At 48.2% G+C, this 12,532-nt stretch carries 10 protein-coding genes and 1 tRNA gene; 3 read left to right on the forward strand and 8 right to left on the reverse strand.

What is annotated here, in order from left to right; translation table 11 throughout:
- The 6 genes from ACESOH_RS03020 to ACESOH_RS03045 all read right to left on the reverse strand — a co-directional run.
- Positions 1–1,659 (reverse strand): ESPR-type extended signal peptide-containing protein (locus ACESOH_RS03020; RefSeq protein ID WP_373099597.1); only part of this gene is annotated, 1,659 nt, incomplete at its 3' end.
- 298 nt (positions 1,660–1,957) lie between these two features.
- Positions 1,958–4,030, reverse strand: a complete 2,073-nt coding sequence (locus ACESOH_RS03025) for an alpha-amylase (RefSeq protein ID WP_373099599.1) — start codon at positions 4,028–4,030, stop codon at positions 1,958–1,960.
- A 139-nt stretch (positions 4,031–4,169) separates the two neighbouring features.
- On the reverse strand, positions 4,170–5,060 hold the full coding sequence (gene malG / locus ACESOH_RS03030; protein ID WP_032093130.1) for a maltose ABC transporter permease MalG: 891 nt from the start codon (positions 5,058–5,060) through the stop codon (positions 4,170–4,172).
- 9 nt (positions 5,061–5,069) lie between these two features.
- Positions 5,070–6,620 carry a maltose ABC transporter permease MalF gene (gene malF, locus ACESOH_RS03035; RefSeq protein ID WP_032093131.1) on the reverse strand — a complete coding sequence of 517 codons (1,551 nt, stop codon included), beginning with the start codon at positions 6,618–6,620 and terminating at the stop codon, positions 5,070–5,072.
- 190 nt (positions 6,621–6,810) lie between these two features.
- Positions 6,811–8,001: a maltose/maltodextrin ABC transporter substrate-binding protein MalE gene (gene malE, locus ACESOH_RS03040; RefSeq protein ID WP_084703461.1), complete on the reverse strand. Its 1,191-nt coding sequence runs from the start codon at positions 7,999–8,001 to the stop codon at positions 6,811–6,813.
- 79 nt (positions 8,002–8,080) lie between these two features.
- On the reverse strand, positions 8,081–8,296 hold the full coding sequence (locus tag ACESOH_RS03045; RefSeq protein ID WP_373099601.1) for a hypothetical protein: 216 nt from the start codon (positions 8,294–8,296) through the stop codon (positions 8,081–8,083).
- Between the two features lie 104 nt (positions 8,297–8,400).
- Between ACESOH_RS03045 and malK the strand changes: the two genes are divergently transcribed.
- From malK to malM, 3 genes are all read left to right on the forward strand, one after another.
- A complete protein-coding gene (malK, locus tag ACESOH_RS03050; protein ID WP_032093134.1) occupies positions 8,401–9,519 on the forward strand; it encodes a maltose/maltodextrin ABC transporter ATP-binding protein MalK in 1,119 nt (372 codons plus the stop codon).
- Between the two features lie 101 nt (positions 9,520–9,620).
- Positions 9,621–10,892, forward strand: coding sequence for a maltoporin (locus ACESOH_RS03055; RefSeq protein WP_373099602.1), 1,272 nt, complete (start codon positions 9,621–9,623; stop codon positions 10,890–10,892).
- A gap of 86 nt (positions 10,893–10,978) precedes the next feature.
- Complete coding sequence (malM, locus tag ACESOH_RS03060; protein WP_032093136.1) at positions 10,979–11,854, forward strand: maltose operon protein MalM; 876 nt, start codon at positions 10,979–10,981, stop codon at positions 11,852–11,854.
- A 184-nt stretch (positions 11,855–12,038) separates the two neighbouring features.
- Here malM and rhuM read toward each other — a convergent pair whose 3' ends face one another.
- Both rhuM and ACESOH_RS03070 read right to left on the reverse strand, forming a co-directional pair.
- Positions 12,039–12,215, reverse strand: coding sequence for a RhuM family protein (gene rhuM / locus ACESOH_RS11770; protein ID WP_444335308.1), 177 nt, complete (start codon positions 12,213–12,215; stop codon positions 12,039–12,041).
- A gap of 65 nt (positions 12,216–12,280) precedes the next feature.
- Positions 12,281–12,375, reverse strand: a tRNA-Sec gene (locus ACESOH_RS03070).
- Between the last annotated feature and the right edge of the window lie 157 nt (positions 12,376–12,532).

Consider the following 12,532-nt stretch of genomic DNA (forward strand, 5'->3'; position numbering starts at 1 on the left):
TGAGCTTGCTGCAGCTGTCGCAGAATTAGCTGATTCAATCGCTGAATTAGCAGCAGCTGTTGCAGAACTATCCGCTTTCGTCGCGGAACTTGCAGCAGCGGTTGCGGATTTACCTGCTTCGGTAGCTGAACTTTCTGCTGCGGTTGCGGATTTATCAGCTTCCGTAGCGGAGCTTGCGGCAGAGGCCGCAGAGTTACCTGCCTCCGTAGCAGAACTTTCTGCAGTAGTCGCGGATTTATCCGCTTTTGTCGCAGAACTCTCAGCAGAGGTTGCAGACTGATTCGCCTCGGTAGCTGAATTTGCTGCCGTAGATGCAGAACTATCGGCTTTCGTTGCAGAGCTTGCTGCAGATGTCGCAGATTTACCTGCTTCGGTGGCAAAACTTGCCGCTGCTGTTGCGGAGTTACCCGCTTCAGTTGCTGAACTTTCCGCTGCCGTTGCGGATTTATCGGCTTCCGTTGCCGAATTTGCTGCAGATGTTGCAGAATTAGCGGATTCAGTTGCAGAACTTGCTGCTGCCGTTGCTGACTTTCCGGCTTCAGTAGCTGAGCTTGCAGCAAATGTCGCAGAGTTAGCCGATTGCGTGGCGGAGCTTGCGGCGGCGGTTGCTGCGGTTTCTGCACGAGTGACGGCGCTGTTGATTGCGGATAATGAGTTAGTGACCGTTTGTGCGGCTTGTTCGGCACTGGCGATAGAATTTTTTGCCGAGTCCGATAAACCGTAAATAATATTCCCCTCCGCGTCTGCGGTGACTTTCAGATCCGATGTGGCGCCGAAAGAAATTTCATTACTGCTTTCTGCCGATGACCATGTTTTTCCTTCGCTTGCCGTGCCGTCGGTTTGATTGTTGTGAATACTGAATTTATAGGTTGAGGGTACGCTTAACGTATCGACCGCACTTTTTACCTCTTCAATGTTATTCTGCAGTGCTGTTGCCACAACATAAAGTTGGGAACCGTTTACGGCATCGGTGGAAGACTCGGTCAGGGCGCCGGGAGCAACATTAATAATCATTCGTTGCATATAAGAGGCATCGGTTGAGCTGGTACCTGTGCCGCCGACACTGAAATAGGAGCCTTGATCCGCAATAGAGCCGGCAAAATTCAACGTTCCCAGCCCTGCAAGAGTGGTGCTGTTTTGATTTGAAACACTGCGGCCTTCGGATTTAAAACCGATAATCACCGAACCGTTATGGTTGGAATTATCAGAAATATCGTTACCGAGAACAACCATATTTGAGCCGGCAACCTTGTTATTGATCCCCATCACTAACGATCCTTTAGAATTCGCACCCAAGTAGTTACCGGTGCCATATACCGCGCCATAGCATTTATTTTCAGAACCGGTTGTACTTTCCTGCTCGATGGTATTCCGAATACCTATTACCGTCATTGAATAAGAGTCGTTTCGGCAACTATCCTTAACGGTGTTGTTCCAGCCGGCCTCGTAGATTACATCCGCCGCGGCGCTCGTCGGTATGCCTGCCGCAATAGCGCCGCTAATCAGCAATGCCGTGATGCCGAAAGGCGTACGTCCCATTGAGACGGCGGCGGTTTTCTGTCTGCCGGCACTCGATTTTCCCTTACCTTTCGCCAGCTCAGAAACTACGATCAGCCTGTTTAAGGCGGTATTCCAAATAACTTTGTATGAGTTGTTCATAATCATTTCCTTAATTACGTTTTTATTTAAAAATGCAGGCGTTAACGCCAAGTTTTTTCTGCGCATAAATGCGTCAAACTACGTTCATTTATTGAGCAAAAATTTCTTTAAGGCGCACAAAAGGAAGGCAGTCATCCCCCGATAAAAGTCGGGAGATTTCCACCGCACTTTTCTGCGTTTATAAAATAATGATTAGATAACTAAGACAGCTAAAAATACATTTATATTTTTGCTAACTGAAAACATATCTAGTTAAAATATAAGAAATATTTTACTTAATTATGTTGTGATGCGATTGTCAGTTGCCCGCCCAGACCACCATTACTCTGTCATCGCCATATTGACGGCTGAATGAAAAATAGTTGCCGTTTTGCACCGCACTTTGCACGCCGGCACCGATTGCCGGATGCTGCTGGCGAAAGCGGCTTAAAATTTGCCAGTGCGCAAGCAGTTCCGCTTTTTCGTCATTGTCCCGCAACTCTTGCCAGTTCATATCCGAGCGGGTTCCCTGCACCGGATCGGAGCCGGTCGGGCCGAATTCGCGCCCGCTTTCGTCGCCGTAATAAATCTGCACCGCCCCCGGCGCCAGCAACAACAAATTGGCCGCGATTTTCTGTTTGTGCGGCTGTTGTTGGCTGTCGTTATGGAAAAACAGGCGCGTATCGTGCGAGGAAAGGTAACTCAGCACATTGAAATCCTGTAATTTGCCGTTCATTTGCTGATAGACGGGATCGATTTTAGCAAAACAATCCAGGGCTTCTTTGGCTTGATCCTGAAAATCGAAATTGATCATGGCATCAAAACCGTGTTGGTAATAGCTGCTTTTCGTCACGCCATGTCCCCAGGCTTCACCGGTCATCCAGAACGGCTGGTTGAAACTTTCCTGCGGATGTTCGGCCTGCCAGTCCTGCAAGGCGCGCTGCGCTGCGGTTTTCAGCTGTAGCCAAGTGCTTTGTTCCACATGTTTGGCGGTATCCACGCGGAAACCGTCCACGCCGTATTTGCGTACCCAATCGCTTAACCAAGTGATCAGATAATCGCGCACTTTGGCATCGGGCAATGCCGTTGCGCGGGTATTTTTATGCTGATAAAACGGCGGCAAACCGACCGCACTTTGCGCTTCGGTTTTTAAATCCGGCAATGAAGAAAGGGACATTCTTAAATCATCGAATTTCGGGCTGTCGTAATCGCCGATATCGGCACGCACCCAGTCTTTGCCCCACCATTTCGCCCAGCCGGCTTGATCGCTGAAATTAATGTAGTCGTTAAAACTGTGCCAGTTCTGCCCTTGTTTCGGTTTCCAGTTCGTCCAGCGTTCGCCGAGAATAGCCTGCCGCTCCTCATCTTTCAGATACAGCGCGCCGAAACCGAATTCCTGCATATCCGCCAGCGTGGCATAGCCGGTATGATTCAAGACCACATCAAACAGAACGCGCATGCCGCGCCGGTGTGCCTGCTGAATAAAATTTTTCAGCGTCTCTTCGGTGCCCATATTGGCATCCACTTTAGTCCAGTCCTGATGGTAGTAGCCGTGATAGGCATAATGCGGGAAATCGCCTTTATCACCGCCGCCGACCCAGCCGTGCATTTGTTCCAGCGGCGAACTGATCCAAATCGCGTTGACGCCGAGCTGTTGCAGATAATCCAGTTTTGCGCTCAGACCGGCCAAATCACCGCCATGGAAAGTGCCGATTTCCTGCATGCCGTCTTTATGCCGTCCGTAGCTGTTATCGTTAGACGGATCGCCGTTATAGAAACGATCGGTCAACACAAAATAAACGGTGGCGTTTTTCCAGTTAAATTCAGCGTTTTTTTGCACCGCACTTTTATCCGGCACGGCTTCCAGCAGCAATAAACCGCCGGATTGCGGCGCCGGCATAAAAGTTAGTTTGCCGTTTTCCACTTTGGCGCTGTCGCCGGAATAAAAATCACGCACCAGCTCGCCCTCGCGGAACGTGCCGCTGACATCAATTTCCAGCGGCTGTTTATTCCAGACCGGGCAGGTTTTCACCGTTGTCGCTTGGCTTTCAGGCGCCGGCTTAATGCTGACGCGCAAGGTCGGCGTGCCGCTGCGCATATCGATCTGCGCCAGATAGGTGCCGTCACGGAACAGGCGCAGCTGCGGCACCTCGCCCGCACAAGGGATTAATGACACCGTTTGATTTAATTTGACCGCACTTTGCGGTTGATAACATTGGTTATGAAAGCTAAATCGCAGCGGATAATAGCCTTTTTTCAATGCGGTTTCAGATTGAAATAACTGTTTTTCCCCACTTTCACCGAATGCCCGGAAACTGTCGTGCCGCCAGTTGTCGGCGGCACAGGCGGTTATTGAGCAAAACAGTGATACATAAAGCACTGACTTTTGCATAAATCACTCCTGTAAAATGTTCTGATAATCCGTTATGCCGCTTCATATTTCAGGTTGTGTTGCGTTTTAGTTTTACTGAAACATGGATGAAAAACGAAAAAAAAGTGTGGTACACGGATTACATACCACACTTAAACCGTTAACCTTTCACTCCGCCTGCGGTTAAGCCGCCGACCAGCCAGCGTTGCGCCAGCAAGAACACCGCGGTAATCGGAATGGCGGACAGTACCGCCGCGGCGGCAAAATCGCCCCATAAATAGTTTTGCGGATACAGATATTGCTGCATACCTACCGCCAGCGTGTAGCTGTTCACATCACGCAGCAGCAGAGAGGCAACCGGCACTTCCGTTACCGCCGCAATAAACGACAGAATAAACACGACCGCCAGAATCGGTACCGATAACGGCAGCAGAATCAGGCGGAACGCCTGCCAAGGGGTCGCACCGTCCAGTGCGGCGGCTTCTTCCAGCGAACCGTCGATGGTCTCGAAATAGCCTTTGATCGTCCACACATGCAGCGCAATACCGCCCAGATAGGCAAACACCACGCCGGCATGGGTATTCAGCCCCAAGAACGGCACATATTGTCCCAAACGGTCAAACAACGCATATAACGCCACCAGCGACAGCACCGCCGGGAACATCTGGAAAATCAGCATGCCCTGTAAGATGGTTTTTTTACCTTTAAATTTCATCCGCGCAAACGCGTAGGCACAAGTGGTGGAAAGCGCCACAATGCCGACGGAGGTAATGGTCGCCACTTTGACCGAATTCCATAACCAAAGCAAAACCGGGAACGGCGGCGGTGTTACCGAGCCGTCCGCATGCACCACATCAAAGCCCAAGGCGAGTTTCCAGTGTTCCCATGAAATTTCCCGCGGAATAATATCGCCAATCGCCAGATTGCCCGGGCGCAGAGAAATGCCGATCACCATCAACAGCGGAAACATAATCAGCGCCAGAAAGCAGATTAGCAGCACATGGGTCGCCCACAAACGATAACGCATAGATTTTGGTTGTACGATAGCCATAATGTCCTCCTAATCCAATTTCATTTTTGTCGCTTTAATATTCAGTAACGCTAATCCGCCCACCAGTAAGAAAATGATGGTGGCGATTGCCGCCGCTAGGCCGAAATCCTGTGTGCCGCTGCCTTCAAAGGCGATACGGTAAGTATAGCTGACCAGTAAATCGGTATAACCCGCCGGTGTGGTGGTGCCGATCATATCCGGGCGACCGTTGGTTAATAACTGGATCAACACGAAGTTATTAAAGTTAAAGGCAAAAGAAGCGATCATTAACGGCGTCAGCGGTTTTAACAATAACGGCACGGTGATTTTGCTGAAATTCTGCCAGGTGGAGGCGCCGTCCATGGCGGAGGCTTCGTATAGATCCTGCGGAATCGCTTTCAGCAACCCCATACACAGGATCATCATATACGGATAACCCAGCCAGGTATTGACGATCAGAATCATCGATTTAGCCAACAGCGGATCATTAAACCATTCCGGACGGATACCGAACAGTTGGTTCAAAATCATGTTAATCTCACCGAAACTCTGGTTAAACAAACCTTTAAATACCAGAATAGAAATAAACGACGGCACGGCATAAGGCAAAATCAGCAATAAACGGTACACCGCTTTGCCGCGCAGGGCTTCCCACTGCACCACACAAGCCAGCACCATCCCGATAATTACGGTAAACGCCACGGTCAGCACCGAGAAAACCACCGTCCAGATAAAAATCTGCACAAAGGGTTTCTGAATACCGGCGTCGGTAAAGATTTTAATAAAATTGCTGAAACCGGTGGAGACGGTAAAGCCCGGCTCCAGCGTTTCGTTCAGCCAGTCTCCGCTTTCGTTGACCGCTTGGAAAAAGCCGGTTTCCTGATTGGCGCGGTATTTTTTGCCGTTTTCATTATTCAGCAAAATGCCGCTTTCATCATCGTAGCGGTAACGCGCTTTTTGTTCGGAAAACTGGCGCAGCGAACTCATCGTCAGTTCGTTGCCGTTCGGCAGTACAATCGTCATATTCTGCAACGCACTGCGGTTTTGCGTAATTACGCGCAACGGTGCGACCTCTCCCTGCGGCGCCGGCTGTTCGGTCACTTCGACCTGCTTATCGCTTAATGCGATATTGTCGGCGACGAAATCCTGTCCGCTATTCGGATTATGCAGCGCAATGGTGAAACGGTTATCCGCCTGCGGATAGAGTTTAAAATCGAATTTATCGCCGGAAAAATAATGCTGCTGGCTTAATACATTCAACGCCCGCTCAAACGCCAGCTGGTTGGTGCCGCTGTAATTGGTAAAGGCGATTGCGATGGTCGCCACCAGCGGGAACAGAATAAAAATCGTCATCCCCATAATACCGGGATAAACATAACGCCAGGCGTACACTTTTTTACTGCTGAAAATATAAATACCGGAGGTCAGGATCACCAGCGTCAGAATGGCAAATAAGTATTCACCCTGCGAATACATCAGCATGACCAGATAGAAATCAATCAGTAATACCGCTCCGATAAGAAGATATCTTAACCAATTGAATGAGGATTGCGATTTGGCCGGGTTAACCGTTTGTAGCATAATACACCTCGAAATGTCAGAAAAACGAACCGCACTTTCAAGCGGCATTCATTATGGCTGTTTATGATTATAATGGATTGTCATCCGATGCGGTCGGCATCCTTGCCGAGTTAAGCCTCCTTGATATTGTGATGAAATCTTCATCCCGCATCGGAAGAAATAACGGGCACGCAGGTGCCCGATTAAACGATTATTGCTGTTTCTGGATACGGGCGTGCGCGTCATCCAATGCTTCTTTCACACCCTGACGACCGCTGACCGCATTCACGATAGCCGCTTTTTCCGCATACCAGAATGCCGCCATTTGCGGAATATTCGGCATGATTTCACCATGCTGTGCATTTTCCATGGTTGCCGCAATACGCGGGTCTTTGGCTAATTTTTCCTGATAGGATTTCAACGCCACCGCGCCTAACGGTTTGTCTTTGTTCACCGTATCCAAACCTTCATCGGTCAACAGGTAGTTTTCCATAAACTCTTTAGCCAAGTCTTTGTTCGGGCTGGCGGAGTTCACCCCGGCACTCAACACGCCGACGAACGGTTTGGACGGCTGACCGTTTAAGGTCGGTAATACCGCTACGCCGTAATTGATATTGCTTTTCTCAATATTGCCCCAAGACCAAGGCCCGTTGATGGTTAATGCGGTTTCGCCTTTATTGAAGCTGGCTTCGGCGACGGAGTAATCCATATCCGCATTAATCACTTTGTTTTTCACCATATCAACTACAAATTGCAGACCTTTCTGCGAACCGGCGTTGTTCACCCCGATATCGTTGACATCATATTTACCGTTGGCGAATTTAAATGCGTAACCGCCGTTAGAGGCCACCACCGGCCAAGTGAAATACGGTTCGGACAGATTCCACATAATCGCGTTTTTGCCATCTTTTTTCAGTTTTTTATCCAGTTCGACGATTTCTTCCCAAGATTTCGGCGGCTGTGGCAGTAAATCTTTATTATAGATTAACGATAAGGATTCAATCGCTACCGGATAAGCAATCACTTTGCCGTTATAGGTTTCCGCATCCCAGGCAAAATCAACGAATTTATCTTTAAATTCTTTGCTCGGCTGTAATTCCGCCAAAAGTCCCGCCTGTGCATAACCGCCGAAACGGTCGTGCGCCCAGAAAATAATATCCGGGCCGTCGCCGGTGGAGGCAACTTGCGCAAATTTTTCTTCCAACCGATCCGGATGCTCAACCAACACTTTCACGCCGGTATCCGCTTCAAATTTTTTACCGACTTCGGCCAGGCCGTTATAGCCTTTATCACCGTTAATCCAGATAACCAGTTTGCCTTCGGTCATTTTCGCCGTAACAGAGGCGGAAAGCATTAAACTTGCCGCAGCGGTCAGTGTGAAGGCCAAGAGTTTTTTATTCATAGCGTTGCTCCTTAATGATATGGACTTAAATTTGGATGGTCTGAGGATAACCGGACAGCCTATCCTGAGTTAGCCTAGATTATGCAGTAATATTTTCATTTGTTATCCTCCCCCCCACTCCTCCCTGCCGGAAATATCCTGATTTTTCAGCAGATTTTCCCTTTTTTGTGATAAGTGTCACAAATTTTTCGGCACAAAACGTGACCTGCTTCACATAAAAACGAATTTTTTCGCCCGGCCGATTGAATTTCCCGCCGATGACGCTTTTTTCGTCTAATCCTAAAAAAAATGACAAAAGGAGGATTTTTTTCAACATTATATAGCGGATGATGAGTGCCGTAATGAAAAGACACAAAGAATGATTAAAAAATTACTACAAATTATAAAAAGAGGTTCTCTATGGCAAATGTATCGTTACGCAATGTAGGTAAGTCCTACGGCAACGTACATATTTCTAAAGATATCAATTTAGAAATTAATGAAGGTGAGTTCGTTGTATTTGTCGGTCCTTCCGGCTGCGGTAAATCAACCTTACTGCGCATGATTGCCGGCCTGGAAGACATTACCACAGGCGAACTTTATATCGGCAACCAACTGATGAACGACGTGCCGCCGGCCAAACGCGGCATCGGCATGGTGTTCCAGTCTTACGCCCTTTACCCGCATCTTGATGTGGCGGAAAACATGTCCTTCGGGCTGAAGCTGGCGGGCGTCAACAAAGCGGAACGCGATCAGCGGGTCAATCAGGTGGCCGAAATTCTGCAACTGGCGCACTTACTGGATCGCAAACCGAAAGCCTTGTCCGGCGGTCAGCGTCAACGCGTGGCAATCGGTCGTACGCTGGTTTCTCAACCGGAAGTTTTTCTGTTGGATGAACCGTTATCCAATCTGGATGCCGCACTGCGCGTGCAAATGCGGGTGGAAATTTCCAAATTACACAAAAAACTGAACCGCACGATGATTTACGTCACTCACGATCAGGTGGAAGCCATGACCTTGGCGGACAAAATCGTAGTGTTAAACGCAGGCGGTATCGCACAGGTAGGTAAACCGCTGGAACTGTACCATTATCCGGCAAACCGCTTTGTGGCAGGCTTTATCGGCTCGCCGAAAATGAACTTCCTGCCGGTTAAAGTGACCGGCGTGGAAACCGAGCGGGTACAAATCGAACTGCCGGATGCCCATCACCATAACTTCTGGATCCCGGTTTCCGGCAAAGGCGTCAGCATCGGCGACAACCTTTCGTTAGGTATTCGTCCGGAACATTTGGTGCCGGCCGATCAGGCACAGGTCACGCTGCGCGGCAAAGTGCAGGTGGTGGAACTGTTGGGCAATGAAACCCAGATTCATCTTGAAATTCCGGAAATCAAACAGCCGACGCTGGTTTACCGGCAAAACGATGTGGTGCTGGTAAACGAAGGCGATGCGCTGGATATCGGTATCGTGCCGGAACGCTGCCACCTGTTTAAAGAAGACGGCACGGCCTGCCGGCGCTTATTTAAAGAACGCGGTGTTTAAGGATTCCGGCATTGATTGGCTTCATTAATCAATGCCATGAAAACCAATATCAATTAATTGATATATCCCTAAATGTTATTTAATAAATAATGAGGTCAATTATGAACAGTAAAAAGACTCTACTAGCAGTAGCCATCACTGGCGCACTGATCGCCACCAGCGCCAGTGCGGTTGATTTCCACGGTTATGCCCGTTCCGGTATCGGCTGGACATCCGGCGGCGGCGAACAAACTGCCTTTACCGTTAACGGCGGCGGTTCAAAATACCGTTTAGGTAACGAAGCGGAAACCTATGCGGAATTCAAATTAGGTCAGGAACTTTTCAAAGACGGCGATAAATCCATCTATTTAGATTCTAACATTGCCTACTCTGTAAACCAGCAGGTTGACTGGGAATCCACCAGTCCGGCACTGCGCGAAATCAACGTACAGTTCAAAAACTTCGCCGACAGCCTGCCGGGTGCGACATTATGGGCCGGTAAACGTTTCTACCAACGTCATGATGTGCATATGAACGACTTCTACTACTGGGATATTTCCGGTCCGGGCGCAGGGGTTGAAAATATTGATTTAGGCTTTGGTAAATTATCCTTGGCGGTAACCCGTAATACCGAAGAAGGCGGTGCTTACGGCTGGGAATATAATCCGATTACCAAAAAATGGGATTCAACCAAAGATAAAAACAAAGATGTTTACAACGACGTTATTGACGTACGTTTAGCCGACCTTAAAGTCAGCGAAAACGGTCGTTTAGAAATCGGTTTTGATTATGGTAGTTCTCACACTAAAAACCATGCTGCCCGTGAAGCCGATGCAACTAAAAACGGTTATATGGTGACGGTTGAACATACCCAAGGCAATTTCTTCGGCGGTTTTAATAAATTTACTGCCCAATACGCCACCGATTCAATGACCTCTTGGAATACCGGTCACTCACAAGGCGGTTCAACTACTAACAAAGGTCATATGCTGCGTTTAATCAATCAGGGTGTGGTTGCGGCAAGCGAAAAAGTCGAAGTGATGTACGCGTTAATTTACGAAAAAACAGACTTAGACAACAATCAGGGCAAAACTTGGTATTCCGCCGGTATCCGTCCGATGTATAAATGGACCGACACCATGAGCACCTTAATGGAAGTGGGTTACGACCGGATTAAAGATCAAAATACCGGGCTGAAAAATGACTTAACCAAAGTCACGCTGGCTCAGCAATGGCAAGCCGGCCCAAGCATCTGGGCACGTCCGGCAATCCGTGTGTTCGGTACTTACGCACACTGGAACGACAAATTCAATACACAAAACCGTACCGAAGCCGGTTATAAAGCGAAAGACGGTGAATTTATCGCAGGCGTACAATTTGAAGCATGGTGGTAAACCTTCCCCTACTTCACCCGTAAACCACAGGGGAAGCACCCTTCCCCTGTTAATTACAGCAATCGTAGATTTGCAATGAGGTTAATATGAAAAAAACACTTTTAACGACCGCACTTTTTTTGGCTAATATGTTTGTTGTTTTGCCAAGCTCGGCAGCACCGATTCATATTAACTCAACGACATTATCTCAGTTAAACTGGCAGGACGTGCAGCTTGCCGAAACGGTAAAAACCACCTTAAGCGAACAACAAAAACAGGCGTTTACCGTGCAATTCGCCGGCACCGAAAGCCCGATCGCGGCATACCGCATACCGGCCAATCAAGGCACCATTGAAATTACGATCGAAAGCCCGGTGTTAGACCGGCATGTATTCGTACCCAGTGCGGTGGTGTTAGACAATAATTTTAATGTGGCGGCAACCTATCCTTCTTCCGAATTTAAATTTGAAGAAGAACGCGGCATGAAACCGAACCGCTTTTCCGCCGAACTGAATTTAACCCCGGCATCCAGTCAGGATTATCTCTATCTGCTGGTTTATACCACCCAGCAGGATTTAAACAAAACCACAAGCGTGCCGCATCCGTCCAAAACCTTTGCCAAAGCGACCGGCAAACAACCGCCGGCCATTCCGGATATTGAAGTGCAGCACAGCCGCAACGGCGAAATCAGCGTCAATGTCAGCGCCGCCAGCGGCACCCGCTTTATCGGCCTGCCGACCGGCGTATTCAGCGCCAATAAACCGGCCGCCACCCCGGTAGGCACAGCAGCGGCGCAACCCGCCAACAGCAAAGCGGTCAACACCCCGGTGGACAGCGAAACTGAAGCCTATTTCAAACAAGCCGTCAGCAAAGCACTGAAAGAAAACGACGTCAACCGCGCCATGAATTTAGTCAACGAAGCGGAAAAACTGGGCCTGACCTCACCGCGTAAAGTTTTCTTACAACAGGTTTCCTCTAAGTAGTAAACATCCTAATGTCTTTTTCATTATGGTTTTGCCACTGTGAATAACAGTGGCTTTTTTTTGCACGATGAGAATGATGGATTGGAAGTGAAAGAGTTGGTTATCAAGAATAATAACAAACACGTTCCAATAATTCTTTAAAGTGATCTTAGCCGAACAGGTTTTATTCAATTTTAAGCATTCATCATCTAACGCAAATCCTTTTAGAATAAACTTTTTTTGCCATTTGTGTAGCCCATCTTCTGAATTGCGTCGTTTTGCTTAAGTTTATGCGATAGCCCACAGAAATAATAGCGTCAAGATTGTAACGTTCTAACTCTCGACTAATCTGCTTAGCCCTTCTTATCGAACTATTAGAAATTTTCTAATGGTTGAATTCCATTCAAGTTCTTTGATTTATATGAATTTATACCGGTTTAGATGAACTGGCGGAAGATCATGGGAGTCGAACCCACCCAAGATTGCTGGCAACCTTAACAGGATTTGAAGTCCTGCCGCTTCACCGGAAACGACGATCTTCCGCAAAAGGCGCACCAACTTTAAACCAATTCGGCGCATTATTCAAGTGCGGTGTAAAATTCGTTGATTTTACAGCAAAAATAACCGCACAACGGATTTCCTACTGAATTTATGGGCAAAAACCAGTATGATTAGATACAATCAAAAGCAAAAAGGATC

The sequence above is a fragment of the Necropsobacter rosorum genome (assembly GCF_964241405.1).
In the GTDB taxonomy this organism is placed as follows: domain Bacteria; phylum Pseudomonadota; class Gammaproteobacteria; order Enterobacterales; family Pasteurellaceae; genus Necropsobacter; species Necropsobacter rosorum.